Source organism: Haloarcula sp. HT12 (genome assembly GCF_055271655.1).
Map to the genome: position 1 here is coordinate 658,197 of NZ_JBUXKW010000004.1, position 24,735 is coordinate 682,931.

At 59.6% G+C, this 24,735-nt stretch carries 24 protein-coding genes; 7 read left to right on the forward strand and 17 right to left on the reverse strand.

Annotated elements, in window-relative coordinates:
• Nucleotides 1-242: 242 nt before the first annotated feature.
• A complete protein-coding gene (locus ACY9XZ_RS16195) occupies nucleotides 243-1,073 on the forward strand; it encodes a PHP-associated domain-containing protein (RefSeq protein WP_463458054.1) in 831 nt (276 codons plus the stop codon).
• A gap of 2,662 nt (nucleotides 1,074-3,735) precedes the next feature.
• Here ACY9XZ_RS16195 and ACY9XZ_RS16200 read toward each other — a convergent pair.
• The 3 genes from ACY9XZ_RS16200 to ACY9XZ_RS16210 all read right to left on the reverse strand — a co-directional run bounded on the left by ACY9XZ_RS16200 (nucleotide 3,736) and on the right by ACY9XZ_RS16210 (nucleotide 7,899).
• Nucleotides 3,736-4,953, reverse strand: a complete 1,218-nt coding sequence (locus tag ACY9XZ_RS16200) for a CaiB/BaiF CoA transferase family protein (protein ID WP_463458055.1) — start codon at nucleotides 4,951-4,953, stop codon at nucleotides 3,736-3,738.
• A 447-nt stretch (nucleotides 4,954-5,400) separates the two neighbouring features.
• Nucleotides 5,401-6,402 (reverse strand): TatD family hydrolase, encoded by a 1,002-nt coding sequence (locus ACY9XZ_RS16205; protein WP_463458056.1) that lies wholly within the window; start codon nucleotides 6,400-6,402, stop codon nucleotides 5,401-5,403.
• Nucleotides 6,403-6,675: 273 nt separating this feature from the next.
• Nucleotides 6,676-7,899 carry an iron-containing alcohol dehydrogenase family protein gene (locus ACY9XZ_RS16210; RefSeq protein ID WP_463458057.1) on the reverse strand — a complete coding sequence of 408 codons (1,224 nt, stop codon included), beginning with the start codon at nucleotides 7,897-7,899 and terminating at the stop codon, nucleotides 6,676-6,678.
• A 146-nt stretch (nucleotides 7,900-8,045) separates the two neighbouring features.
• Here ACY9XZ_RS16210 and ACY9XZ_RS16215 point away from each other — a divergent pair, with 146 nt between their 5' ends.
• Nucleotides 8,046-8,651, forward strand: a complete 606-nt coding sequence (locus tag ACY9XZ_RS16215) for a XylR N-terminal domain-containing protein (RefSeq protein ID WP_463458058.1) — start codon at nucleotides 8,046-8,048, stop codon at nucleotides 8,649-8,651.
• 2 nt (nucleotides 8,652-8,653) lie between these two features.
• Nucleotides 8,654-8,845, forward strand: a complete 192-nt coding sequence (locus ACY9XZ_RS16220) for a hypothetical protein (protein ID WP_463458059.1) — start codon at nucleotides 8,654-8,656, stop codon at nucleotides 8,843-8,845.
• Between the two features lie 194 nt (nucleotides 8,846-9,039).
• Here ACY9XZ_RS16220 and ribB read toward each other — a convergent pair whose 3' ends face one another.
• Nucleotides 9,040-9,729 carry a 3,4-dihydroxy-2-butanone-4-phosphate synthase gene (gene ribB / locus ACY9XZ_RS16225; RefSeq protein WP_463458060.1) on the reverse strand — a complete coding sequence of 230 codons (690 nt, stop codon included), beginning with the start codon at nucleotides 9,727-9,729 and terminating at the stop codon, nucleotides 9,040-9,042.
• A 222-nt stretch (nucleotides 9,730-9,951) separates the two neighbouring features.
• Between ribB and ACY9XZ_RS16230 the strand changes: the two genes are divergently transcribed.
• The gene (locus tag ACY9XZ_RS16230) at nucleotides 9,952-10,500 is read left to right on the forward strand and encodes an HIT family protein (RefSeq protein ID WP_463458061.1); all 549 of its coding nucleotides are present in this window, start codon (nucleotides 9,952-9,954) and stop codon (nucleotides 10,498-10,500) included.
• Between the two features lie 28 nt (nucleotides 10,501-10,528).
• Here the strand turns inward: ACY9XZ_RS16230 and ACY9XZ_RS16235 are convergent, their stop codons facing one another.
• The 3 genes from ACY9XZ_RS16235 to ACY9XZ_RS16245 all read right to left on the reverse strand — a co-directional run bounded on the left by ACY9XZ_RS16235 (nucleotide 10,529) and on the right by ACY9XZ_RS16245 (nucleotide 12,795).
• On the reverse strand, nucleotides 10,529-10,933 hold the full coding sequence (locus ACY9XZ_RS16235) for a DUF120 domain-containing protein (RefSeq protein WP_463458062.1): 405 nt from the start codon (nucleotides 10,931-10,933) through the stop codon (nucleotides 10,529-10,531).
• A 190-nt stretch (nucleotides 10,934-11,123) separates the two neighbouring features.
• Nucleotides 11,124-11,522 carry a VOC family protein gene (locus ACY9XZ_RS16240; RefSeq protein WP_463458063.1) on the reverse strand — a complete coding sequence of 133 codons (399 nt, stop codon included), beginning with the start codon at nucleotides 11,520-11,522 and terminating at the stop codon, nucleotides 11,124-11,126.
• A 97-nt stretch (nucleotides 11,523-11,619) separates the two neighbouring features.
• A complete protein-coding gene (locus ACY9XZ_RS16245) occupies nucleotides 11,620-12,795 on the reverse strand; it encodes an LLM class flavin-dependent oxidoreductase (RefSeq protein WP_463458064.1) in 1,176 nt (391 codons plus the stop codon).
• A 134-nt stretch (nucleotides 12,796-12,929) separates the two neighbouring features.
• On the opposite strand from ACY9XZ_RS16245, the gene ACY9XZ_RS16250 reads away from it, so the two are divergent.
• On the forward strand, nucleotides 12,930-13,358 hold the full coding sequence (locus ACY9XZ_RS16250) for a nuclear transport factor 2 family protein (RefSeq protein ID WP_463458065.1): 429 nt from the start codon (nucleotides 12,930-12,932) through the stop codon (nucleotides 13,356-13,358).
• Nucleotides 13,359-13,437: 79 nt separating this feature from the next.
• Here the strand turns inward: ACY9XZ_RS16250 and ACY9XZ_RS16255 are convergent, their stop codons facing one another.
• Together ACY9XZ_RS16255 and ACY9XZ_RS16260 are read right to left on the reverse strand one after the other, a co-directional pair.
• Nucleotides 13,438-14,916, reverse strand: coding sequence for a CoA-acylating methylmalonate-semialdehyde dehydrogenase (locus ACY9XZ_RS16255; protein WP_463458066.1), 1,479 nt, complete (start codon nucleotides 14,914-14,916; stop codon nucleotides 13,438-13,440).
• Nucleotides 14,917-15,009: 93 nt separating this feature from the next.
• Nucleotides 15,010-16,245, reverse strand: coding sequence for an iron-containing alcohol dehydrogenase (locus tag ACY9XZ_RS16260; protein ID WP_463458067.1), 1,236 nt, complete (start codon nucleotides 16,243-16,245; stop codon nucleotides 15,010-15,012).
• A gap of 171 nt (nucleotides 16,246-16,416) precedes the next feature.
• Here ACY9XZ_RS16260 and ACY9XZ_RS16265 point away from each other — a divergent pair, with 171 nt between their 5' ends.
• Nucleotides 16,417-17,142, forward strand: a complete 726-nt coding sequence (locus tag ACY9XZ_RS16265) for an ABC transporter ATP-binding protein (protein ID WP_463458068.1) — start codon at nucleotides 16,417-16,419, stop codon at nucleotides 17,140-17,142.
• Between the two features lies 1 nt (nucleotide 17,143).
• Nucleotides 17,144-17,842, forward strand: a complete 699-nt coding sequence (locus ACY9XZ_RS16270; protein WP_463458069.1) for an ABC transporter ATP-binding protein — start codon at nucleotides 17,144-17,146, stop codon at nucleotides 17,840-17,842.
• A gap of 66 nt (nucleotides 17,843-17,908) precedes the next feature.
• Here the strand turns inward: ACY9XZ_RS16270 and ACY9XZ_RS16275 are convergent, their stop codons facing one another.
• The 8 genes from ACY9XZ_RS16275 to ACY9XZ_RS16310 form a co-directional block, all read right to left on the reverse strand.
• Nucleotides 17,909-18,919, reverse strand: a complete 1,011-nt coding sequence (locus tag ACY9XZ_RS16275) for a branched-chain amino acid ABC transporter permease (protein ID WP_463458070.1) — start codon at nucleotides 18,917-18,919, stop codon at nucleotides 17,909-17,911.
• Nucleotides 18,916-19,779, reverse strand: a complete 864-nt coding sequence (locus ACY9XZ_RS16280; RefSeq protein WP_463458071.1) for a branched-chain amino acid ABC transporter permease — start codon at nucleotides 19,777-19,779, stop codon at nucleotides 18,916-18,918. The genes ACY9XZ_RS16275 and ACY9XZ_RS16280 overlap by 4 nt, the downstream gene beginning before the upstream one ends.
• Nucleotides 19,780-19,848: 69 nt before the next feature.
• Nucleotides 19,849-20,262 carry a Zn-ribbon domain-containing OB-fold protein gene (locus ACY9XZ_RS16285; RefSeq protein WP_463458072.1) on the reverse strand — a complete coding sequence of 138 codons (414 nt, stop codon included), beginning with the start codon at nucleotides 20,260-20,262 and terminating at the stop codon, nucleotides 19,849-19,851.
• A complete protein-coding gene (locus ACY9XZ_RS16290) occupies nucleotides 20,262-21,212 on the reverse strand; it encodes a hypothetical protein (protein WP_463458073.1) in 951 nt (316 codons plus the stop codon). The genes ACY9XZ_RS16285 and ACY9XZ_RS16290 overlap by 1 nt, the downstream gene beginning before the upstream one ends.
• Nucleotides 21,209-22,378 carry a thiolase domain-containing protein gene (locus ACY9XZ_RS16295; RefSeq protein WP_463458074.1) on the reverse strand — a complete coding sequence of 390 codons (1,170 nt, stop codon included), beginning with the start codon at nucleotides 22,376-22,378 and terminating at the stop codon, nucleotides 21,209-21,211. Before ACY9XZ_RS16295 ends, ACY9XZ_RS16290 begins: the two co-directional genes overlap by 4 nt.
• 107 nt (nucleotides 22,379-22,485) lie before the next feature.
• A complete protein-coding gene (locus ACY9XZ_RS16300) occupies nucleotides 22,486-23,112 on the reverse strand; it encodes an FAD-dependent oxidoreductase (protein ID WP_463458075.1) in 627 nt (208 codons plus the stop codon).
• A gap of 40 nt (nucleotides 23,113-23,152) precedes the next feature.
• Nucleotides 23,153-23,965, reverse strand: a complete 813-nt coding sequence (locus tag ACY9XZ_RS16305; RefSeq protein WP_463458076.1) for an alpha/beta fold hydrolase — start codon at nucleotides 23,963-23,965, stop codon at nucleotides 23,153-23,155.
• 57 nt (nucleotides 23,966-24,022) lie between these two features.
• Entirely contained in the window at nucleotides 24,023-24,658 is a 636-nt protein-coding gene (locus ACY9XZ_RS16310) for an IS6 family transposase (protein WP_463458077.1), read from the reverse strand.
• Nucleotides 24,659-24,735: the final 77 nt, after the last annotated feature.

Consider the following 24,735-nt stretch of genomic DNA (forward strand, 5'->3'; position numbering starts at 1 on the left):
GTTCTTGTCGTCCCCAGAATTCCGAAGCGACCAACTGGTAATCTCTCCACCGCTGTTGGCGTCCCGTTCCCCGACCGTTTCGAGAACAGAGGTTCAACCGTCTTAAACGGGCCGTGCTGAAGTGCTGGTGGGTCGGCGGTGAGCGGTGTACCGACGTGGCGATATCTCCTACTGAGGCGTCGCCCGACGACGTGAAGAACCCCACGACGTAGGCGACTGATATCCGAGAAACACGCAGTATCATGCCGAACGTTCAAGCGGCTTCCTCTCCGCATCTAGACGTGACTATCACAGTCGACCTTCACGCACACACGAGATTCTTTCATGGATTCGGCAATCTTGCACCGGTCTACGACCCTCTTGGTGCTCAGATGCTAGCCTGGATGGCCCAGCGTCGGGGGCTAGACGCCGTCGCCACAACCAACCACGACTACTATCGCGAGCTGAGCGCCGGCGGAGCTGGCACGTCGCTTATCCCGGGAATTGAAGTGACAACCACCCGGGGCCACGTCCTCGTCGTCGGGCCGTCGCCGCCGAGACTGACCGAAGCGGGAACCCTCACCCCCGAACAGGTCGTCGACATCGCCCACGATCGGGGTTGTGCGGCCATCATCGCCCACCCGTTTCGGAACAGCACCGTCCGGGAGACTGACGCCGACTTCGACGCGGTCGAACTCAATGGGAAGGGCACGGAATCCCTTGCCAAGGTGCGCCGGTTCGCCGAAGCGCGTGATCTCCCGCTCGTCGGGGGAAGCGACGCTCATTATCCCATCGAGGTGGGACGCGCGTACACGACCGTCGACGCCGTCGAAGCCACGCCCGAAGCCGTCGTGGACGCGATCCGCAACGGACGGGTCGACGCACACGTCGAGGACACGGGTCTGCATCGCATGCTTCGAGCAGCGTACCGGTTCCTGCACACTCAGAAGGGATGGCTCGATCATCAAGGGGCCCCCCCAACCCCTGGAGTCGGTGTGCCGCCGGGCGAGATCGAGAATCAGGGCGGATCACTTTCACAAGATGGAACCGAAGACGGCGAGATGGATACGGTTCCCTCCGGTAACTCCCCCTGACTGATTGGCGAACGGTGAGGCTCTCCCGGCCCACACGTCATCGGCGAGAAACGAGACCCCTGTATGAGGTTCCAGTACCTCCGTTGGGGTCACTGTTCGCACCCGTCGACACTCGCTGGGAGAGCCAGTAGTAGAAACCAGACCGCGAACTCAAACTAAATCTTCAGAGTGATAGCCCAGTGTCCGCTCGTCGGGAGTCATCGTGACTGGGCAGCTACATTTGGGGCATACACTCATCACGTCCGTGAGGAACGTTGTCTCACACTCTGGACACCAGTATAGCTGCACCGCGCTGCCACTGTGGACCCGATCAGCCGATTCATCCAGTCGCTCGGCTACGTGCGACTGAACGTGTTGGACATATTTCACAATTTTTCTTTTTATTGGTATTCGTTTAACCGTTCGGCCTAATTGGTTAGCCTTGGCATCCAGGCGTGCACTCGGTCCATGGAAGCGGCCGGCCGTTGAGCAATCTCCCGGTGATCAGTTTCCATAGCAGTTTGCTTTCAGATGCCGGCACTACACTTTTCAGCGTTCCTCACACATCTCGGCGATGAGCGTCATCGGCGGTTTTCAAATATCAGCGGCAGTGTTTGCTCTGTCGCATTCGCTTACTGCGGTCCCAAATATCACTATCCAGGTGGAACGGTTCGCCTCCTCTAGTCGTCAGCAGTGTCCCCTCTTGTGGGCGGCAGGCAGGGATTCTGAGCAGGGTGTGCAGTCCTCCTGCGACGATTCGTCCGTCACAGAAGCGACACCATGATTGTCGATGGAACCTCGTCCAATGCATTACGACCGATCTGTTTCGAGGTACTTTCGTTATTACGATCGAGGATCCGACGCTCAACCGTGAACCACGGAATCGTGAACCCCCATCTTAGTCTTCACGGAGTGCTCCGGGGCGCATTCGAAGCCGCCGTGAAATCGAGGGTGGAGCGCTCGCCACGCTCGCGATGCCCGTTTAGGGGCTGCCGTCACAGGATCACTGTCATTAACAGTAGAATTTTATCCTCGATACGGAAGTAGCGGCCAAACGACCAATCATCCTCCTGAGCCTGGCCCTTAGAAATAATGTGTGTACAGTTGTTATCTCATTTCTGGCAGTCGATTACCAGGGTTCCAGTAATCCGAACGAATCATCAATATGACCATATGTACGTCGACTGATCAGATGAGCGAGTTTATGATATCCGCGTGGGTGACGACCTGCCTGAACTACCCGAGTGCACGGTAGCCGCTTGCCGCTAAGCACAGTGCCGACGAGAACGTGTTCGGAGAACGGACAGGCAAATGATTGCTTTCTGATACTGTCGGCTGTAACTATTTCAAGATAGTCGCCATCCCGGGGTGGCGAAATTCTTCACAGACTTACAGCCGACAGTATGACTATGGTAACAGTATCGGGCGAACCGATACTGTTGGGGGAATGGGGTCGGGGGCTGAATGGACACCGAAACAGGACGTCAAACGGTGCCCGTTACAGGCCTACTCGGTTTCCGCGATTGAACGTTCGGCCTAACTATTTAACTCTCGCCTGGGTCAGTAGAAACATCGTCTCCAACCAAGCGTCCATGTCAGATGGCGTCCTTGCTTTCAGTCTGATACTTCTCGCGGGTGAAGTGGTGCTCGTCCTTTTTCAGGGTGTTTCACGGATACAGTTCCGAGAGGCCGCTCCCTCCACGTGACGGGAGACATGTGTACGCGAACCTAGTACGGTGAATTTCGGAAAATGAAGGTGCGCAGTATATCTCTATCAAGACTATATGGATGTGAATTTTCCCATAAATCATATATTCTCGTCAGAATAAAATAGTTAGATAGGTTTCTGTGATGTGTACAAAGGATCGGTCAGAAATATACATTCACATGCTCCATTAATAATTATATATTTGATTTTATGTACGTACCTATCGGCTAACGGGTTGTATTGAGGCCTATATTTGGATAGGTGACTCTTTCATCTGTCAAAAGTCCGATTTCTGCAACTGGGATGGCCATTAACATCTCGCTTGCGCGTTCAGGTACAGCTCGATAGCAGCAAGAGAGACTCAGTCCCCGACGACCATCATGCTGTTTCATCGGCTCGTCGACGGGGAGATACTGGGCGACCCGGCAGTGGTGATTGTTTGTGCTCAGCCACTGAGATGGGAGCCGGCAGTCGGTTCGATAGTTCGGGCGCGGTGGGACGAGCTACCACTTGGACGGCCATCTGTTGCAGGTCGCTAACGAAGTCTATGGCCGAAGTTTCGTACTCATTGGGGTGTAGGATTGGCAGCCGACGAGAGAGTGGTTTCTCTGTACGACGGTTCCTGAGCCGCCGCCCGGTGTCGGGCCCAAATCTCGGCGCGGAGCGCGACACCCAAGGTCAGACTATCCACTTGCAGAAAAGCTGGGAAGCTTTTGTGCAGGTGTGACTCGTGTTTTCGTTCAGATCGGTCCTCGACCCTTCGTTCCCGAATCTAGAGAACAGGGTATTATCAATCCAGTCTACATTTTGTGTTCTTTAGCGAAGGGATCACCGACGTGGAGCGGTGTAATCTCGTTTCGAGAGTACGGAGAGTCAGCGAATGCTCGCTCTGCAGCGACTATCGCTTGTTCAAGGATCGGTTGCGCAGCCTCGGTTCGAATTCATCCCAGCGTCAGAGAAGCAGGCGTCGGGTGCCTACTCCTCATCGTCTGCAGAGCCGAACACGCCAGCGTTTGCCAGCGCCTCGATTTCCGCCTCGGAATACCCGAGTTCGCGGAATACCTCACGGTTGTGCTCACCGAGCAGCGGCGGTGCGGAGTCGAATCCGCTATCCGCGTTGTCATACCGGAGCGGGTGTTCGATGACCGGAACTTCGCCGAGCTCCGGATGCTCGATCTCGGTGATCGTCCCCCGTGCGTCTATCTGTGGGTTGTTCAGGGCTTCTTCAACGTCGTAGACCGGCCCGGCCGGGACGCCGGCGTCCTCCGCGATGATTTCGATCCATTCGTCCGTGGTCTTTTCTGTGAGGGTATCCTCGATTTCTGCCTCCAGTTCGTCTATGTGCTCGACGCGGTCTTTGTTCATTTCGAAACGGTCGTCAGCCGGTAGATCAGGCCGGCTGAGTGCCTCGCAGAGCTCGCCCCAGAGCTTCTCGTTGAGGATGCAGATGTTGAGGTACCCGTCCTTCGTCTCAAACGTCTGGTACGGCGCGAGTACCGGATCTTTGGTTCCCATCCGCCGCGTCTCCTCGCCAGCGAACACCATACCGGCCTGTTTCGTCAGCCACGGGAGCGTCGCCTCGAGCATTCCCAGGTCAATGTACTCACCCTCACCGGTCTGTTCCCGGCGATAGAGTGCGGTCATCGTTCCAAAGGCAGCCCACATAGCCGTGATAAGGTCGGTCATCGGTAAACCGACTTTGACCGGCTGGCGGCCCTCTTCGCCAGTCACGTCCATGATTCCACCCATTCCCTGAATGAGCAGGTCGTATCCCGAGCGCTTATTCCAGGGCCCCGTTTGTCCGAACGCGGAGATCGCGAGGTAGATGAGGTCGTCGTTGTATTCCGATAGGGTCTCGTAGTCGACATCGAGGCGCTCTGCAGTCCCGGGCCGGAAGTTCTGGATGAAAACGTCGGCTTCGGCGACGAGTTCGTACAGCGCTTCCTTCGCTCTCTGGTTTTTTAAGTCGAGTTCGAGGCTCTTTTTACCATAGTTCAATGTCCAGTAGTACGGCGATTGACCGTCGATGAACGGCGGCCCCGAGTGTCTGACTGCGTCTCCATAGCCGGGCTGTTCCACCTTGACGACCTCCGCCCCTTGATTGGCGAGCATCGCTGAACAGAAGCCGCCGGTGACGAACGTCGAGAGGTCGACCACCTTGACGCCTTCCAGAATCTTTCCGGTGGCAGTCATACTTGGTCCCCCAGTACCACGTTTGTGTACGGTGATGGTATCCAGTGAAGATCCGAAACAGCCAGCACAGTGGGCGCTCGGCTGTCGTACTCGGCTGACGTGTGTTTGGAACTCATCCGTGATAGGTCATCGCATTACCGGTGCGTAAAACCTTCGCAAGGTCGGGTTGGCGTTTCGGGAGATCGGGTGATCAGGAGCGAGTTCGATACGACTAGCTATGCGTCGATTTCAGGCTCAACGGATAGGAGGTCTTCGTGACGAGACTGTAGAGGATACGACTATAATCCAGTGCGCTGTCCCCGAACACGAGGCGATAACGGACCTAACGGCGAGGAACCAGTGACATCCTCGGTACGGTGAACAGCAGAAAACTCACGTCGAATCGAGATAGTAACCTGCCGGTGACGGAGTTGGTCTCAGGGCAAAACAGGACAATTACGACCGGCGTCAGTAGTCGAACCCGAACACATCGGACGGGTTCGTCAGCACGACCTGTCGGATATCATCCTCGTCAACGCCCAGGCGGTACAGCTCCAGGATGGCCCGTTTGACCGATCGGACATCGGTGCGGAGGACATTCGCGCAGTCCGTCTCGACGAGAATCCGGTCGGGTCCGTATCGGTCGATTGCATCGGCGACATCGGCGGCAGTGACACCAGTCAACCACGGGTATCCGAGCGTGAAACTGGCGTAGCAGTCCGTCTCCGACAACAAGAAGTCGACGTTGTTCGGGTCGGCGTGCGATGCGACGATTTGGTCCTCGGGGAGCCCCACTTCGTTGGCGACGTCGATATCCATCCGAACCGCTTCGAGGGCCGGATTCTCTCCCGTGAGTACCGGGGCTTGGGTCAGGTCAGTGTTCTTTTCGTAGCCGGGGGTCCCGACGCCCGGCCGGTAGGTCGGTCGGTCCGCGGGCCGTTGGTTCGGCGTGTGTAAGATAATGGGTAGGTCGTGGTCGGCGGCGAGTTCCATCTGTGTCGCGACGACCGTGCGCTGTTCGTCGAGCCCCCAGGACTGAACGTGCTGTGTGGGCGTGATGCCCGTTTCGCCGAGAGCAACAACTGGCTCCACACGACAGTACTCGTCCATCGCCGCGAAGAGGGCGTCAGGATTGGCTATCGGAACGCCGGTGTGAACACCGAAAGCGAGCCGGGCATCGAAGAAGTGGTTCCGTTCGATCGTCCGGCGTCGGTTGATCACATCGTCCCAGAGAAAGCGGATGTCCTCGGCTTCGACCGGTTTGTACGGCGTCCAGTGATACCCTGACGCAACCATAACCATCCCCTGACAGCCGGTAAGTGAGTACCGCTCCCGGTCCTCCCACGAAAGCGTCTGTGCGTGATTATGACAATCTATCCAGGGGAGGTTCAGAAGCGACGGTGGCGGGGAGAATTCACCGTCGGTGAGGTGAGCTTCGTCGGTCGGCCGGCGGGTCGGCTGCTGTGTCATATCGGATATGAGGGCGAGAGGGATTTGAAGATTGGCACCGGATGGCGCCCCCACGACCAACGAAATAAGAGATCTCCCAACGTACGGCCTGGAGAAACCGGACGAGCCGCGACCGCATTCAGAGAATCCCTCGTCTACCTCCGGGCCCACAGCCCGGTTGGGAGCGGGTATTGGAAGCCGAACGCTTCCGAGAACTCGACGTCGCAACCGTCGTCATGCGGGCGACAACATGACCCAGTATTCGACTGGCAGAACTGGTTGTCGACCACCGCCCTACCACATCTGCTCAAACACGGCTTCGATATCTGCCTGTGCGGCCTCGAGGTCTTCTGGCCCTGCGTCCATGAACGGGTCCTCGATGACCGCCTTCGCGAGGGCTGGGAAATCCTTCTTCTCGGTTCCGTCGACTGAGCGGAGTTGCGACGGAAGGTCAAGCGCATCACGTGTCTCGGCAACAGCGTTGACGATGGCAGCAGCAGTCTCATCCGGTGTCGTGGCCGCATCCCGTACATCGAAGGCCTCGGCGAGCAAGTCACGACGCCCGTCCAGTTGCTCGAACAGATAGCGAAGCACGTGGGGGGCAGCGATAGCGTGGGCGACCCCCTGCTGAACCTCGTAGTTCCGGGCGATTGCGTGACCGAACGAGTGAATTACCGACGCCCGGTACGCATTTGGCGTCGACAGGCCGTACTGAGCGGCAGCGATACCCTGCAAGATCCGTGAGAGATCCTCTTCACTAGTGGAATCGTTGCCGAGTGCGGGGAGGTTCTCGTGAAGTAATCTGACGCCGCGAATCGCAGTACCGTCGGTAAGCGGGTTGTGGTGCCGGGTATACAGCATCTCGATGCCCTTATCGAAGCCGTTCATCGCTGACCGCGCGAGGATCGGGTTCGGTGTCGTCGCAAACAGGTCAAGATCGTGGAAGACCGCAGCCGGCATTAGCCTGCTATCGGAGACACCAGCACTTGGAATCTCGTCCTTGGCCTCCCCTTCGGGAGCCAGGCTCAATTTGATGCCTGCGACCTGAGAGAGGTCAGCGCCGGGGAGTGTCGTTGGAACGGCGAAGATGTCCGTGAGAGCCACCTCATCGTCCGGGAGAATCATCGCCCGCCGGTCGAGAATTTCGTCCGTGACATCATCGAGTGGTCGATCGTGCCCCGCGAGTACGCTGATCTGTTTGGCCATGTCGAGGCTGCTGCCGCCCCCGAGCGGGACCAGTGCGTCGATGTCCTCATCACGAACGAGACGGGCTCCGGCGGCGGCGTCTCGGAGGTACTTTTCAGGTGTGATATCGTCGAAGACGCCATGCAGTCGGTCGCTGAGGCCATCACGGAGCGGATCCATGACCGCAGGTACGTCAGCGAGCGTGGCGTCGGTAACGATGAGCGCACGTGAAGCATTTCGTCGCTGCAGTTCGGACCCAATCTCTGCAACTACTCCGGGACCGTGATGAATCGCACCCGGTTGGTACTCGAAACTGTAGGCGTTGCCGTCCATTCTACTGCTTTCGACTTGCACACGTATCCATATAATAGTGTCTCCACAACCAGGTCAGCTAGAAGTGGATGATGACACGGAACTGGAAACATGTACTCCAACTGGTAAAAAATATTAATACGCGATGCAAGTATTGCCGTATAAGAATGAAAGCATCGGACTTCGACCTGATCCGCGACCTCGAATTCGACCTCGAACGGGGGATAACGACCTACGGGAGCGACCGCATGGTTATCCTCCACGCGGACGCCCTCGGGCTCTTACGCTATCAAATCATCGAAGAAATAGGATTCGAGCGTGCGCGGGAGATTTTCCTCCGGTTCGGGTTCCGGGCGGGGTTCTCCGATGCTTTAGAGATGAGGGTCGCCTACGACTGGGACACTGACCGCGATCTGCTCGAGATGGCACCGCGCTTGCATACCTATCAAGGCATCTGCCGCGCGGAGACAACCCATGTGGAGATCGATATTGACGAAGGGATCCTCCACGTCAGGGGGCACTGGTACAACTCCTACGAGGGGAGTCAGCACCGGATGTTCTACGAGGAGTCCGTTGAGCCAGTCTGCTGGTCACAAATAGGATATGCCGCGGGGTACGGGACGGGGATGATGGATACCCCCGTTATTTCGGTGGAAAAGCAATGTATCGGTGCGGGCCACGAATACTGTACAATGGAGTCACGAATTGCCGACGAGTGGGGCGCAGAAGCAGACATGTACCGCGAGGCGTACGGCGATTTGCTCGATGTATAACAATGGCTGAGAAACTACTCGAATACTACCACTACGTCGAAAGCGAGTACGGTATCGAGACGAAACAAGAACTCGCGCGCGCGACCAGCCTTCCAATCCTCAGGGCTTCGGTCGAGGCCGACTCGGATGAAAACATCGAGCGGCTCCGCTCAGCTATTGAGCGTATCACCGGCGAGGAACCGCCGAGATTCTGACCGACGGTACTGTTGTACGGACTGGAGAGGACACAGTAGGCAACCTTCGTGGCGTCCGAGAGGATGAAACGATGTGTAACGGTTAGTTGGCACAGCCCGGCGTGCTCCTGTTCAACCGCGAGAACGGACGGTTCCCATCAGGTGCAGGCCCAGGCAGTCCGAACCGATTATCGAATGCCTCAGCCGCAACAGGACTACTCTCCTAGCACTTCGTCTATGATAGTCGATTCGTCAAGCAGGACGAAGTCGTTCTCACCGGCGTAGGCAGCGGCGTTGGTCCGGGAGAGCGCGCCACCGGTCTCGTCGTCAAGCATCTCACAGACGACGGCAGCAGGGGGTACGTCTGCCAGCTCGGCGAGAGCGACACCCAGTTCCGTGTGTCCCTGCCTGTCCTCAAGGAGATTCGGGGCGGCTTTGAGCAGATGGACGTGCCCGGGAGTGTCGAATTCGGCTGCGAAGTCGACATCGTCAGGATTTCGTGCCGCTTCACCAAGCATAGAAATCGTCTGTGCACGGTCGTTGTCGACGATACCGGTGAACGTATCCCGGTGGTTGACTGTCAGCGAAAACGACGACCGGTCGTCGTACTCGATGCCGATCTCGGATCCAGCCGGGTGGCTCAGTTCCTCCGCCGCAAACGGGAGGGCGAACGTCTCTGCCACGTCGTACGAGAGCGCGACACAGATGAGGCCGCCGGCGTCGTTCCGGAGTCGGGCGACGTCAGACGATGTCACGGTATGAGCCGGGTAGACGAGGTCGACTTCGTTCTCGCGGTCGGCTGCATCGTGAATGAGAACCGGATCCCCCTGCTGGAACGCCGCTATCGCATTGTCAAGCCCGTCGGCAGGCTCGTTGTGCCTGTAACTTCGACTATCCGGGAGCATGCTGTCACTCCACACGGAGGGTCACCTCTCGAAAACGCACACTGTGATTGCGCATGAACTATTATTGGATAGTACGTCTAATAAATATTCCTCCGAGATGCCATGTGATACAGGGAAAACTGCTACTAGAGGGTATATCGATGGTCTCACGGCAGTCAGAAGCGTATAGCCGGGTCTGTTCTACCAGACGTTTTATTATGGGTTCAGCCGAACGTAACGCCGATGGACGCCTTGTTCGCCCCATGGCGGATGCAATGGGTCACGAGAGACCGCCCCGAGGATCATAGTGGTCCGGAGTGTCCGTTCTGTCGGTTGCCGGCGGCAGACGACGACCGCGAGAATAACATCGTCGCCCGGAGCGATTCGTCGTACGTGTTGCTCAACAATAGACCCTACAACCCGGGACACGTGATGGCGATCCCGTACGAGCACACCGGTGCGTTCCAGGCATTGGACGAGCACACCCTACTCGATTATATGCAGACGGCACAGGTAGCGATGCAGGCAGTAACTGACGGCCTCTCGCCGGACGGATTCAACCTCGGGTGTAACATCGGGAGTGCGGGTGGGGCATCGATAAACAACCACCTCCACCTACACGTCATCCCGCGGTGGGAGAGCGATACGTCGTTCATGCCACTGACGGCAAACACCGCTATCGTTGAAGAAGCAGTCGACGAGACATACGTCCGCCTTCGAGATGCGTTACTCGACTTGGACAGCGTCCAGGCGGAGGGCGAGGAGGGAGCCGTAGAAATCAATCATGGCTGAACTCTTTCCGTTCTCCCCCCTGCGTCACTTACCGTGGTGAAGAGATCGAGACTTCGAGTTCTTCATCGTCTACGAGATCGAACTGGTCACGTAACCGGACCGGTGAGATGAGTTCGATTGTGGACGTATCGTGGTCGGTCTTGTCGGGAACAATGGCGTGTACCCGAAGCGAGTCATCAGCCGGACCTAGTGAGGCTGGATAACAATCAACCGCACCGAACGTGCTGGTATCGGTCTCCCATTCGGTCACACGAATGGATTCGAGTGTGTCAAGATCCTCGCCGATATCCGAGTCGAGATCAAGGTTCAGCGTGCCCGGATACGGCGCGTAGCCCAGTAACTCCGAGAACTGGTCGGCGTACCCCTCCATCGTAACGAACTCTTTGCCTCGCCCGAAACCGCTGGTCACCGTGCCCGAAACCGTCAGACTCATCGACACCCCCTCCAGGGAAATTTCGCTGTCCACACTCGACGGTGGGGCGGTATGTCTACTCGTGGCATGTCGCCTGTTCGTTCATCACAACGGGCGATAATATATCTTACCCATAGATCACCGTCGAGGTATTGACACCAGTGACGTCTCGTGTAGATCAGTTCAGTCGGTACCAGCGTCGTTGTTTCGCTCAGTCAGCGAGCGGAGCCGAGATCTCGACCGTGTACCCGTCCGGGTCGGCCAGAAGTGCCATACGCCGGCCCCAGTCCACGTTGGTCGGATCCATCCGGACCGCCCTCCCAGAGTCGTACGCCCGCTGGCAGACAGCGTCAACTTCGTCTGGACCATCGACCTCGATTGCGACGATCACACCGTCACCGCGGTCGTCGCCGGGTTCCTCAAGGCCAAAGGCGTCGAGCACGTCCGGGCCGAAATCCGACTCCAAGACGAGCGTGGCCTGGCCGTTGTCGTATTCGATGTTGCCGTCGCTGACCACGTCTGGTTCAACGCCGACGATGTCCTCGTAGAACTCGCTCGATGCATCCAGGTCAGTCACCATCAGCAGCGACTGGTGCAGTGATGGGCTCATGCATCATTACAACCGGGTCGCTATCGTTTAAGACTATCTCAAAAAAAGTGCGAAGCAAAGCCGCGAACGGCTGACGACGATTGGTGAAGGCGGGAAGTCAGTCGTCTGCGCCGGCTGTCTGCGCGGTACCGCCAGTGACCTGCCCCATACGCCGGAGTTCAGGCATGACCTCGTCCGCGAAGAGTTCGCGGTTCCTGATCGCCTTCTCGTGGCTGAGGTTGCCGAAAGTGAACTGGCCGGCAAAGCGGCCAAAGCCACCGACGACCTCGTACTGCCGTTCGATTTCGGCGGCGACGGTCTCGGGACTCCCGACGATAACCTCGCCGCGGTCGGCGAATTCCTCGAAGTCGAAATTCCACGCAAGTTCGCCGTGGGGATGGAGGTTCTCGATGTAGGTCTCCTCCTTTTCGGGGTCGTACTCGTCGTCGCCCATCATCCATGCGGTCGCTCCTTTGTGGACCCCCGCAGTGATGTTCTTGTAGTGATATTCAAGCGCCTCTTTGGCCTCTTCAGCGGCCTTCTCGTCGGTCTCGGCAACGTAGACCGTCCGACTGACAGTGAACTTGTCGTCGCCAACCGAGTTGCCCTCCTCGTTGGCGTACTCACGGTACTCGTCGAATATCTCCCGCATCTCCTGTGGGGAGTTGAAGACGGAACCGATTCCGACGTCTTTCTCGGCGGCCCAGCGTAGCGATTCCTCGCTTTCGGCTGGCATCCAGAGCTGGGGATGTGGATCCTGGTAGGGGCGTGGCCATGTGTAGACGTTGTCGTACTGCCAGTACTCGCCATCCCAGTCGAAGGGTTCGTCTGCCGTCCACGTCTTGAGGATGAGTTCCCAGGCCTCCTCGAAGCGGTCACGCGACTCCTCCATGGGGACACTCCAGGAGGCATACTCGGTGGGGATACCACGGGCGAAGCCACTGATGATGCGGCCCTCAGTCATGTTGTCGAGCATCGCGATCTCCTCGGCGAGTCGTACCGGGTTCTCCCGTGTCGGGATGACGTTCGCGAAGAAGGCGATGGTCGCGTCCTCCGTCCGGGCCGCGAGATTCGAGGCCATGATGTTCGGCGAGGGCATCAAGCCGTACGCCGAGAAGTGGTGCTCGTTGACGCCGAGACCGTCGAAGCCGAGTTCGTCACTATACTCCAACTGGTTGAGGTAGTCTTTGTACAGCTTGGACCCCTTCTCTCTGTCCCATTTATCGTTGGGGAACGGCCAGGCATGGTCGTTCACCCACTGGTACGGCATGATATGGAAGTCGAACAACTCCATACCAGCCATTGAAGATTCCACTCACTTAATACTAGCCCAGGGGTTAACATTCCACATCCTGCGATGCGGCCCCCGAGGGCGGGAGAAGTGTCGCGCCGGAAGTATTATAGAAATACGACCGTATCGGATATGGTATGGGTGACACAGCAGACCCAGCTATCGAACGGAAGAGCATCGTTCTCGAATACTTCCAGCGCCTCGACCGTGGCGAGGACTTCCTCGGACTGTTCGCCGACGATGCGCGTGTGTTCTACCCGAAGTGGGGTATCGCAACTGGGCACGACGAAATCGGCGAGATGTTCGGTGACGTCGGCTCGCTCGTGACGGCGATGTCGCACGACTACGAGACGTTCAACTACGTGATCGACGGTGACACAGTCGTCGTGGAGGGGACGAGCACTGGTGAGACAGCCGAGGGAATCGAATGGCAGCCGGACGGTACACCTGGCGGCGGCCGTTGGTGTGACGTCTTCGAGGTCCGTGACGGCGAGATCCAGCGCCTGTTCATATACCTCGACCCCGATTACGCTGGGAAGGACACGGACCAGTACCCCTGGCTCTGAGGAGACACCTCGACCGAACAGGCCGGAAAGATGCCGACACAATCACGGGGGAGGGCTGCAGTCGTTTTCCCGAAATCGCTCAGGCGTCCGGCCAGCGCTCGATGTAGACCGTTTCGTCGGTGTAGAAACGGACGACATCTTCGGCCTGTGCGTGCAGGTCCCCGAAGAAAGAATCCTTCTGGCCACCGAAGTGGAAGAAGGCCATCGGGGCGGCCGTGCCCGCGTTGACCGCGAGGTTGCCCGCCTGCGCGTTGTGACGGAAGTTCCGTGCCTCGGAGCCCGCACCCGTAAAGAGGCTCGCGGCGTTCCCGAAGTCCGAGCTGTTCAGCACCTCGATGCCCTGTTCGATGTCGGCGACGGGCATAAGACTGAGGACCGGTCCGAATATCTCCTCCCGGGCGATGACCATGTCCGACGTGACATCGGTGAAAATGCAGGGACCGAGGAAGTTGCCGTCCTCGTACCCGTCGGCGGACACGTCGCGGCCGTCGAGGACGAGGTTAGCACCCTCCTGTACGCCCGTCTCGATGTAGTTCCGGACGGTTTTCTCGTGTTCGGGCGTAATGAGCGCGCCGACGTCGGTTCCCTCGTCGAGACCGTAGCCGACGACCTGGTCGGCGGCGATATCGACGACGAGATCCGTGAACTCCTCGTAGACGCTCTCTTCGACACAGACAACATCGTTGGCGAGACACCGCTCGCCACTGCAGGCGAGTGCTGATGAAACACTCTTCCGGGCAGCAAACTCCAGGTCAGCCGTCTCCGAGACGATGATGTGGTTTTTCGCGCCACCCTGTGCCTGGACCCGCTTTCCGTTCGCAGCGGCCTTCTCGTAGATGGTCTTCGCGACGGGGGTGCTCCCGACGAAAGATATGCCCTCGATACCGTCGTGTTCGATGAGCGCGTCGACAGTGTCGACACTACCGTTGACCAGTTGGACAACGCCGTCGGGAAATCCAGCCTCGTCGATGAGTTCGAACATGAACTCCGCCGTGAGCGGGTCCCGCTCGCTGGGCTTAAGAATAAACGAGTTGCCCGAGGCGACAGCATAGGGCAGGAACCAGAGCGGAATCATTCCGGGGAAATTAAACGGCGTGACGGCCGCGAAGACACCAAGCGGCTTCCGGACGGCCGTCTCGTCGATCTCCGGGGCGGCGTTCTCAACGTGACCGGCCTGCATCAGCGTCGGCATCCCACAGGCCGTCTCGACGTTCTCAATGCCCCGGCGGAGTTCGCCCCGTGCCTCACCGAGTGTCTTCCCGTGTTCCTCGACGAGTACCTCTGCGAGATCGTCGAGATGCTCCTCAAGCAGTTGCTTCAGTTCGAACAGCGGTTGGATGCGTTCCTCTATAGGGCGTCCGCTCCACGACTCGAAGGCCTCCTGCCCGCGCTGGACGGCCTCATCGACATCGGCTTCAGTGCTGAATCCGACGAAGGAGAGCGTCTCCCCCGTTGCGGGATTGACGACATCCATGCCATCCGTGCCCGTGGCGTCCGTCCACTGGCCGCCGATGTAGTTCTGTACTCGGTTTTCTCCGCTTTGCTGTGGGTCGGACATACCCAGCAGTTCCAAAGCATTCCAATTAGTAGTTTGGATTCGACAGTTCCGGTGCTCCAGGTCGACGCCAGCAGCCAGTCAGGCCTAGTACTCTCAGGAGCGGCGGGGGCTGTCGGGAGCGAGGGCGTCGTCGTAGATATCGACGTAGAGGTCGTGAATCTCGTCGGCAGTTGGCTTTCGCGGGTTGTTGGCCGGCGAGCCGGAGTCGATCGCATCCTGCGTCATCTCGTCGACGACCGAGAGGTACCTCTCCCGGGACGGGACCTCGCCGAAGTCGTCGAGGTAGCCGGTGAGGTCCAGGTCTTCACAGAGCTGAAGAATCCCCTCGGCAGCTTTGTCCGCGGCCTCACGGGTGTTATCCGACTCGTCAGCAACACCGAGGATGCGAGCAACCGTCGCGTACTTTTCCGGCGCGGCCATCGCGGAGAACTCGACCACGTAGGGCAGTATGAGCGCGTTCGCCAGGCCGTGCGGTATGTGAAGTTGTGCGCCCAGCGGCCGCGCGAGCCCGTGGACAAGTGCGACAGAGGAGTTGGTGAAGGCCTGACCGGCCTGGAGCTGGCCGATGAGCATGTCCGCGCGGGCGTCGAGGTCGTCGCCGTTGGCCCAGGCGACGGGCAGCGAACGGGCGATGCGCTCCATGGCCTCCTCGGCATAGCCATCGGGGATGTCGTAGGCGTTGACCGACACGTAGGCTTCGATAGCGTGAGTCAGCGCGTCGATGCCAGTGAAGGCAGTGTGGCTACGGGGCAGCGAGACGGTGAGCTCCGGGTCCTCGATGGCAACATCTGGAACGACATTCTCCGAGACGATGAGGAACTTCGTTGACGTCGACTCGTCGCTGACGACGACCGACCGTGTCGCCTCGCTCCCGGTCCCGGCGGTCGTATTGACGGCGATGAGCGGCGGCGTCGGCTCGGACACGCCCTCATAGCCGGCCCTGTCGACGCCGAAATCACGGATGTGGCCGTCGTTACTGGCGAGAATACCGACTCCCTTGCCCGTATCAATCGACGACCCGCCACCAAGCGTGACGATGACATCGCACTCGTGGCGATTCCACAGTTCGTATGCTGACTCGATGTTCTCGACCGTCGGGTCTGGCCTGACGTCAGTGTAGGTGACAGATTCGACGCCGGCGGCGTCGAGTGCATCGATGACCCTGTCGCCGTGGAATTCGAAGATCTGGTCGGTCGCAACGAGCAACGCAGTGGTCCCGTGACGGACGGCGTACTCGCCGACTTGCTCGACAGCGCCGGCACCGACCACGACGCTACTCGGTGATACGACTGTTCGTGTCTCTCGCGAGAGCGGGGTCTCGTACGTCACACCGTACTCAATTTCGGGTTTCCCATTAATTCTTCCGGGTGCACGAACATGAGACCTCCCGCTGTCTCGGCCCGTCAGAGCGCGGGAAATCGTACGTCGACAGGCGGCAGTTCCTGCGAGAACAGGCTACGGACCCTATGTTTTATGTTGGCATGCGGGATATGGCAGTCTATGTTAACAGCTAGCGGAGTGACCAAACGGTTCGGCGGCCTCACCGCCGTCGACAACGTAGACCTCAGTATCGACGACAGCGAGATAGTCGGCCTCATCGGGCCCAACGGCGCCGGGAAGACGACCCTGTTCAACTCCATCGCTGGCGTATACACACCCGAGAAGGGGTCGATTACGTTTGACGGGACAGAGCTCGTCGGGAAGGCACCCCACGAAATCGCACGCCAGGGTATCACGCGGACGTTCCAGACGGCGCGGACTTTCAACGAGTCGACGGTAGTCGACAACGTCCTCGCAGGGGCGATGTTCGGCAAGGAGGATTCGGGTTCGCTCGCGGAAGAACGCGAGAACGTGTGGGAATATCTCGAGTTCATCGGTCTCAAAGACAAGGCCAACGAGGACGCCAGCAGCCTCACAATCGCCCACCGGAAGCAACTCGAACTCGCTCGCGCGCTCGCCTCGGAACCGAAGCTCATCCTCGTCGACGAAATCGGAAGCGGACTCACGCCGACGGAACTCGACGAGCTCTCCAGAAATCTCCAACGGACGCGCGACGAGTTCGGCATCTCGGTGTTTTGGATCGAACACGTCATGGACGCCATCATGAACTCGACCGACCGGATCATCGTTCTCAACCAGGGACAGAAAATCGCTGAGGGACCGCCGAGTCAGATCCAGCAGAACCGACAGGTGGCGGACGCATACCTCGGTGGGGCGGAGGCCTGACATGATCACAGTAGACGACATCAACGTCCACTACGGCGACCTACAGGTGTTGTGGGACCTCTCGCTGGAGATCCGGGACGACGACTCCGTCGTCGCCATCGTAGGCCCCAACGGTGCCGGCAAAACGACGCTTCTGAAGTCGATGTCGGGCGTTCTCAGACCGACCAGTGGCCGCATCGAACTGTTCGGGAAAGAGGCGACAGCACTGTCTCCCAGCAAAATCGTCGAAGAAGGGTTCGTCCACGTCTCCGAGAAGCGGAACCTGTTCAACGACCTCACTGTCTACGAAAACCTCAAGATGGGCGCCTATACGGAACGCGAGCAGTTCAGGGTGACCTTCGAGGAAGTCATCGACATGTTCCCGGTGCTCGACGACCGCCGGGAGCAAAAGGCCGGCACTCTCAGCGGCGGCGAGCAGCAGATGCTTGCCATCGGTCGTGGCCTCATGGCACAGCCGGAGATACTGGCGCTTGACGAGCCCTCCGGCGCGCTTGCACCACAGTTAGCCGAGCGCGTATTCGACAAAATCGAGGAGATTAGCGAGGACACGACCGTGATTCTCATCGAACAGCACGTCGACCGGGCATTGGACCTCTCGGACCGGGCGTACCTCCTCGAGAACGGTCGCATCGCAACGGAGGGAAGCGGAACCGAACTGCTCGAGAGCGACCACGTCAAGGAAAGCTACCTGAGCGGGTGAAGCTGTACGGCCTTCGGCGACAAACCCCGATGTAGTATCGGAAACTGTCTGCCAGACGAAGCAACGCTATCGCTCTGGTGCCCGCGAACCCGGCATCAGGCCCTGTGCGCGTCGTTTGACATCCCACTTGTCGAGGTACTCATCGACAAACGGCACGACCCCGTCACGGAAGTACAGGAACAGGACGACGAGCAGGATGCCGAACAGGATGGAGCGAAACTCGGCAAACGACCGGAGTTGCTCGTTCAGCAGGATGATGATGGCTGCACCGACGAGCGGGCCGTACATCGTCCGGAGGCCACCGACGATGAGCATGATGAGGATGAGCACGTCGATGTTGTTGAATTGGTACGTCCCCGGAGAGACGAACCCGGAGAGCTGCGCGAAGAATGGCCCGACGAGACCGATGGCGAACGTGGCGACAAAGCCGGCGATGACTTTGTACTTCACGGCGTTCAGACCGACCGACTTTGCCGCAGTCTCGTCCTGGCGAATCATCTCGAAGGCCAATCCATATCGGGTGTTCATCAAGTACTGGTAGACCGCCAGCGTGCCGAGCAGCACGACGCCGAGCGTGTAGAAGAGGACGATATCTTCGGTGAACCACGGCAGGTTCACCAGCGGCGAGATCGTGAGCCCATCGAAGGGTAACCCCGTGACGCCGCCGGTAATGTCTCGGAGGCTGTTGACCAGTTCAATGATAGAGAACTGCAGCGCCAGGGTCAGAATCGAGATGACGATGACGGTGAGCTCTCGAATCGCTGCTACGTAGGTCACGACGACACCGACAACACCCGCAAGCAACGCACCGAGAAGGAGTGAGAACCACGGCGAGATTCCGAGCCACTGTGCCGTCAACGCTGTCGTATAGGCCCCGATGGCTGCGACCGCACCCGTAAACAGAAGCAACTGGTCCGTGTGACCGAAGACGAGATTCAGTGCCGTCGTGAGGATGGCATAGAGGACCATCAGAATAAAGACACGCGCGAGGTAGGTCTCTCCCGGTGCGAAGAAGGCGGGTGGAATGACCGCGAGAACAGCGGCGACAGGTAGAAGGTAATACCAGTTCCGGTTCATTGGATTCCCTCCGGTTTGAGGACCAGAGTGACAATCGCGGCCCCAAACAGCGCAATCGTCGAGATATACGAACCGAGATACGCGCTCAGGAACGTCGTGAGGATTCCCAGACCGACGCCCGCGACGACCACACCGAGGATACTCGTGACGCCGCCGACGATGGAGACGATAACCGCAGTGATGGTCAGGTTGAACGCCCCGGCGACGTTCGTCTCGAAGGAGAGCCCATAGAGGACGCCCGCGGCGGCGGCGATGACGATGCTCAACACGAAGACGAACGTCCGCATCCGGCTCGTGTCGATACCGCAGTAGACCGCGCCGGTTTCGTCTTGCATGATGGTCCGCGTCGCGAGCCCAGTGTAGGTTCTGCTGAAAAACAGGTACATCGCGAGCAGAATCACCAGCGAGAGAACGATGATGACGATGGAACTTCCCCGGATGAACGCACCGAAGACCTCGATGGAGGGGATCTCCACTGGGACGGCGAACTCACCGGTGTAGCGAAGCGAAAGCGCACCCTGAAGAGCGATTGAGAGGCCAAGCGTCGTGAAAATACCCAGCAGGAGCCGTTCGTCGCCTTCGGAGCGGTAGACCAGTTGCAGCACTGACCGTTCGAGAGCCATTCCCAAACCGCCGGTAACTGCGATTGCGAACACGGCTGCGATTGCGACCGGGAGGCTCGCAGTGAGTTCGACGACGAGCAGGATGGCGATAACGGTGAAAACGCCCAGCGCCAGATTCAGGATGCCACCGAGGCCGAAGACGAGCGTGATTCCGAGGCCCAGCATCGCGTACAGGAGGCCCAGGCTCAGCCCATCAACTGCTAATGCACCTATGCGTACGAGTGTATTGGCGACCATAATCTATCGGATCCTAATCAGTTGTGTGACGAGGCGTTTCTTATACTTTTTGGTGACTGGTATCATGCGTCAATCCGGCCGGAACTTCGCGCCGTACCGGGTGATGCCTTCCTGCTCGTAGATGCGGCGCACGACCGCTGTGACGCGGTCGCCGCGCCCGATATCGTGTGGGTCACAGTCCGTCAGCATGCCTGGGACGCGGACACCTTCATCGAGTTCTACGAGAACGACGCCGATTGCCCCTTCGGCGTCGAGCAGGGTAGTGAACTCCGGCGGCGCACCGCTCTCGATGATCGTCTGTGCGACCACCGTTCCGGTACCTTCGGGCTCAACCGGAGTCAGCGCATCGATGGCGTTACACTCGACGCAGGCCCCTTCAGCCGGGAACGTGTACCCACCACACTCCCCGCATTCGCCGACGACTAGCCGGTACCGGCCGTCGAGGTTGCGCCACCACGTCGGGACACTCAGGTACGCCCCCATCAGTGGTCACCCCCCTCCGACAGCACGTGTCCACGTTTTCGGAGGTACTCCGGGTAGGAGATATCTGTCGCTGGGCGCGCCCAGTCAACATCAAGCGTTCCCTCGACCACGACTGCGTCGACAGACGCCCCTGCGCCGTAGCCAAGCACTGCCGTGGTCTCCTCGCCTGCCTCCCACGCAGCCAGGAGGCCGAACAGCGGGCTCGCTGCGCCGGTGTCCCCGAGTTCCGCAGCGAGGTGATAGACAGAACCGTCGTCGACCAATCTGCCGACGCGTCCCGGAAGACTCCCGTCCGGCGCGGTCGGTGCGAGCGCGGCGGGCACGTCGTCGAGTGCCCCCAGCGCACTGTCGATGGTCGACGTGTACGCCTCGCGTTCGTAGGCAGTCGCGTCGTACGTCTCGACGGACTCGGATCCCCGTTGCCGGAACCTTGTACCGGGGAATTCACGGGTGTAACTCGCGGTCTCTCGAACGGTCGGGCCGCTGTCACCGGTCACGGCGGCGACTGCGCCAGCGCCCGCAGCGTGGTCGATTGCGTCATCTGGATCCCCGCGCGGGCAGTCTGCCGCCACCGCCAGCGCCGGATCGTCGGCCCGAACTGCCGCCAGTAGTGCTCGCGTTCCGGCACGAGTCGACTGCGTGTGGACCGACACCTCGACATCGTCCTCCAGCCCGAGAATTTCGGCGATAGTGGTCCCGATGTCACCCTCCTCCCGCGGCGGCGTCGTCGTTCCCACACTCAGCGTCGTCAGTGAGTCTCGGTCAACCGATGCGTCGGCAAGCGCGTCCTTGCAGGCCGCGACAGCCATCGTCACTGCATCCTCGTCGGCGCCAGGGACACGCTTTTCCTGAATGCCACGGGCGCGAAACCCGTCCCAGGCCTCGCCGATTTCCTGGGCCGTGATACGGTAGGTCGGCAGGTAGGAGCCGACATTCTCAATTGCGGTCATGCCCATCCCCCCTCGTAGACGTGGACGGCAACGGCGCCGCCGGAGCCACCAACGTTGTGCGTAAGCCCGCGTTCGAGCCCGTCGGCTTGGCGGTCGCCCGCCTCACCCCGAAGCTGTTTGAACACTTCCACGGCCTGGCCGATGCCCGTTGCGCCGATGGGGTGGCCCTTGGACTTGAGGCCACCGGAGAGGTTCACCGGCCGCTCCCCATCGGGCTCGGTCGCACCACTCTCGATGTACGCACCGGCCTCGCCGGGGGCACAGAAACCCAGGTCCTCGTAGGCGAGAAGCTCCGCGATGGAGAAACAGTCGTGAACCTCGGCGAAATCCACATCTTCGGCACCGATGCCAGCGTCGTCGTAGGCCTCCTCGGCGGCCCCCTGTGAGGCTGGAATACTTGTCAAGGACGGCCGCTGAAACAGGCCGACACGGCTGCTGGCCTGGCCGCTCCCGGTGATTCGGACCGGTTCGTCGGTCAGCTCTTCGGCAACCTCGCGGCTCGCGAGGATGGCTGCGCCCGCCCCGTCGGACGTCGGGCAGCAGTCATAGAGGTTCAGGGGGTCTGCAACGACGGTCCCGTTGACGGCGTCCTCCAGTGAGCATTCGAATCGGAGGTGTGCGTGGGGGTTTTTCGCACCGTTTTTGTGGTTCTTCACGGCAACGGTGGAGAGTTGTTCCCGCGTCGTCCCGTATTTGCCCATATGAGCGTCGGCCATCTGTGCGTAGACGCCCGCGAAGGTCGTCCCGGCCATTCGCTCCCACTCGGTCTCGCCAGAGACGCCGAGCCAGTAGCGGGTCCGATCGCCGCTCATGTCAGTCATGATTTCGACACCGCCAGCCAGCGCGACGTCTGCCATACCAGCACGGATTGACTGGACCGCCTGGCGCAGGGCGGAGCCCCCAGCCGCGCAAGCGTTCTCGACGCGGGTCGCGGATGTCCCGTCGAGCCCCGCGTACTCGGTGACGCTCGGCGCGCTCAGCCCCAATTGGCGGCCGCCGACGCCGAGCGTCCCGAGGAACGCCTCATCGATGTCAGTTCGGTCGAGCTGGCCGTCCACACTGTCGAGCGCGTGTTCGAAGGCCGTCGCGAACAGCGAGCGGTACGATTCCTCCGGGAATGCACCGAAGTCGGATTGCGCCGCTCCGACGACGTATACGTCTTGCATAGCACTGACCTGTACGTCCTGGGAGTAAAACAGTTTCCATCAGGAGGGTCGCGCTCCGCTCTCAACCCGAGCGAAACGACAGTTCGGGAAAGCGCGGTGTGCTGTGGTCAGGCTGGACCGAAGCTCTCGATTTCGACGGCGCCGAGGTCGATGCCGGCAGCAGTCAGTGCCGCCTTCGTCTCGTCGACGAAATCCTGGAAACCGAACACGTAGGTGGGAACCGATTCGAAGGACAGTGACTCGACAGTCGAGTCGAGGTCTTTCGAGCGAATGACGGTCGCGCCGCGGTCTTCCAGCATAGCGAGCCGCTTCCCGTGGGGTGGGTTGGGTCCGCTGTGGACGATAGTCACGTCGTGGCCGAACTCTCGGGCCCGTTCAGCGATACCGACTGCTGGCCCGATGCCCGGCCCGCGTGCAAACACGAACGCGTCGCTCTCTCCGGTATACTGTATATCCCCGAACGGACCCTCGACCGTAATCTCCTCTCCGAGCGTCCGCTCGACGAGCCAGGGGCCGAGCGTCCCGTCGGGATCGACTGCGACGGTCATCTCAAAGGACCCGGCGACATCCGGCGAGGATATCGTGTAGTAGCCCGTCTCCTCCTCGCCGTCGACGGTCGCCCGAACGAGGACGAACTGGCCCGGATAGGCCTCGAAGTCCGCCGGCGTCTCGACTTCGATGGCGACGGTCCGCTCACCGACGGTCTCGATTCTCGTGATCGGTAGTGGTGGCATACACTACCATCCCGCCGACCGGAGTAAAAAAGATTCTGCCCTACAGGTCGCGTGCGAACTGCCGGAGGTCACGATTATACCGGTCTGGCGACTCCCAGAACGGCGTATGGCCAGTCTCCGGATACATAGACAGTGTCGCGTCGTCAGCGAGGGCCTCGTATTCCCGCGCGGATTTTGGGAGCATGACGGCGTCTTCTTCGCCATGAACGATCAGGACCGGGATGTCGAGGGCGGCGAGCGTCGAATCGTGTCGCACGGTTCGGTCCCGCAGACTATCTCGGACGCGGGGCGGCACGACGACATTGTATCCGAGCATGTAGGCCCGGTCGGCCGATGAGAGATCGTCGTAGACACAGAGATCGACGAACTCCTGTAAGGTCCGGACGCTCTCCGTAACGTCGGTCGAGACGAATCCCTCCATGAGATCGAGGTACGACTGCCCGAGGCGCGCGTTGCCGGCCGCTGTCCCGATCTCGGAGACGCCGCCGACGAGGTTGAGCCCGGCGACCCGGTCGGTGCCAAAGGCCTCGAGATAGTCGAGAACGGCCAGCCCGCCGTAGGACCAACCCACCAAGATAGCGTCGTCGACATCGAGTTCCGTGAACACCGCGTCGAGGTCCCGTGCCCACAGGTCCGAGTCTTCGTAGGCATCATGTGGCTTGTCCGACTCTCCGTGGCCACGGTTGTCCGGTGCGATCAGCCGGAAGTCTTCCGTCAGATCGGACTCGAACTGGTTGCGCCACGACAGCCGACTCTGCGAGTAGCCGTGGATCAAGACGACTGGCCGGCCGCTTCCGACCTCCTCAACTGCCAGCGAGACCCCGTCGGCACCGTCGATAGTGTGCGTTACCATGCTACTGTATAACAAAACGGGAGCCCATAGATGTTTTCGTCGGGGTACTGGTAGTGTTTAGTTTGGAGCATTATACCAGCGAGCGAAACTCTGGAGCCACTTTTCGGCTGTTTTCGGTTCGACGTGGCTGAAGCAATTCGAAAACGACGAGGTTCGTCGTTTCAGTTCTCGGAAAATTCGTTCGACAGCGTTTCGATTTCCGTGGCGACACATCTGAAATCGGAGCCCGGCTCGTTGAAGCGCAGTTTGGAGGTGTTGAGCGCCATCCACGAGAAACACGGCGGATTCGACATCGTGCTTTTGACGCAGTTCGCGCAAGAAAATTTCTGTAAGAGTGGTCGTAGTTGTCGCAAATAACCGGATGTGAAGCAGTTTGTTCGACTGAGGATCGGCGGCAGCGTACAGCCAGAATTGGTCGTCGTTGATCCGAATCACCGTTTCGTCGAGCGCGATCTGATTCGGTGATTGTCCAGATTTGGGCTGTAAATCGGCTTTCTGCACCCAATCGTGAATGGCTTTCCGACTGCGTTGGACACCCAGACAATCGAGTAATTCGACGGTATTCGACAGCGAAAGGCCCGCAACATGCGATTGAATACCCAACGCCATCGCTGGCTCGGGTGTCCGCTCGCGCTCCACAAAATCCAAATCAATCCAGTCTCTACTACCGCTGAGGCGGGCGATTTCTGGCATAGAGCACCAAGAAATTCTCCCGCCTCACTTTTCACGCTTAACTAAACACGACCGGGGTACTGCGACCGTAGTTTTAA

Excerpts from the sequence above, each read along its gene's own strand:
- ACY9XZ_RS16195 (WP_463458054.1), top strand. The coding sequence starts at position 243 with ATGCCGAACGTTCAAGCGGCTTCCTCTCCGCATCTAGACGTGACTATC.
- ACY9XZ_RS16200 (WP_463458055.1), bottom strand. The coding sequence starts at position 4,953 with ATGACTGCCACCGGAAAGATTCTGGAAGGCGTCAAGGTGGTCGACCTC.
- ACY9XZ_RS16205 (WP_463458056.1), bottom strand. The coding sequence starts at position 6,402 with ATGACACAGCAGCCGACCCGCCGGCCGACCGACGAAGCTCACCTCACC.
- ACY9XZ_RS16210 (WP_463458057.1), bottom strand. The coding sequence starts at position 7,899 with ATGGACGGCAACGCCTACAGTTTCGAGTACCAACCGGGTGCGATTCAT.
- ACY9XZ_RS16215 (WP_463458058.1), top strand. The coding sequence starts at position 8,046 with ATGAAAGCATCGGACTTCGACCTGATCCGCGACCTCGAATTCGACCTC.
- ACY9XZ_RS16220 (WP_463458059.1), top strand. The coding sequence starts at position 8,654 with ATGGCTGAGAAACTACTCGAATACTACCACTACGTCGAAAGCGAGTAC.
- ribB (WP_463458060.1), bottom strand. The coding sequence starts at position 9,729 with ATGCTCCCGGATAGTCGAAGTTACAGGCACAACGAGCCTGCCGACGGG.
- ACY9XZ_RS16230 (WP_463458061.1), top strand. The coding sequence starts at position 9,952 with ATGGACGCCTTGTTCGCCCCATGGCGGATGCAATGGGTCACGAGAGAC.
- ACY9XZ_RS16235 (WP_463458062.1), bottom strand. The coding sequence starts at position 10,933 with ATGAGTCTGACGGTTTCGGGCACGGTGACCAGCGGTTTCGGGCGAGGC.
- ACY9XZ_RS16240 (WP_463458063.1), bottom strand. The coding sequence starts at position 11,522 with ATGAGCCCATCACTGCACCAGTCGCTGCTGATGGTGACTGACCTGGAT.
- ACY9XZ_RS16245 (WP_463458064.1), bottom strand. The coding sequence starts at position 12,795 with ATGGAGTTGTTCGACTTCCATATCATGCCGTACCAGTGGGTGAACGAC.
- ACY9XZ_RS16250 (WP_463458065.1), top strand. The coding sequence starts at position 12,930 with ATGGGTGACACAGCAGACCCAGCTATCGAACGGAAGAGCATCGTTCTC.
- ACY9XZ_RS16255 (WP_463458066.1), bottom strand. The coding sequence starts at position 14,916 with ATGTCCGACCCACAGCAAAGCGGAGAAAACCGAGTACAGAACTACATC.
- ACY9XZ_RS16265 (WP_463458068.1), top strand. The coding sequence starts at position 16,417 with ATGTTAACAGCTAGCGGAGTGACCAAACGGTTCGGCGGCCTCACCGCC.
- ACY9XZ_RS16270 (WP_463458069.1), top strand. The coding sequence starts at position 17,144 with ATGATCACAGTAGACGACATCAACGTCCACTACGGCGACCTACAGGTG.
- ACY9XZ_RS16275 (WP_463458070.1), bottom strand. The coding sequence starts at position 18,919 with ATGAACCGGAACTGGTATTACCTTCTACCTGTCGCCGCTGTTCTCGCG.
- ACY9XZ_RS16280 (WP_463458071.1), bottom strand. The coding sequence starts at position 19,779 with ATGGTCGCCAATACACTCGTACGCATAGGTGCATTAGCAGTTGATGGG.
- ACY9XZ_RS16285 (WP_463458072.1), bottom strand. The coding sequence starts at position 20,262 with ATGGGGGCGTACCTGAGTGTCCCGACGTGGTGGCGCAACCTCGACGGC.
- ACY9XZ_RS16290 (WP_463458073.1), bottom strand. The coding sequence starts at position 21,212 with ATGACCGCAATTGAGAATGTCGGCTCCTACCTGCCGACCTACCGTATC.
- ACY9XZ_RS16295 (WP_463458074.1), bottom strand. The coding sequence starts at position 22,378 with ATGCAAGACGTATACGTCGTCGGAGCGGCGCAATCCGACTTCGGTGCA.
- ACY9XZ_RS16300 (WP_463458075.1), bottom strand. The coding sequence starts at position 23,112 with ATGCCACCACTACCGATCACGAGAATCGAGACCGTCGGTGAGCGGACC.
- ACY9XZ_RS16305 (WP_463458076.1), bottom strand. The coding sequence starts at position 23,965 with ATGGTAACGCACACTATCGACGGTGCCGACGGGGTCTCGCTGGCAGTT.
- ACY9XZ_RS16310 (WP_463458077.1), bottom strand. The coding sequence starts at position 24,658 with ATGCCAGAAATCGCCCGCCTCAGCGGTAGTAGAGACTGGATTGATTTG.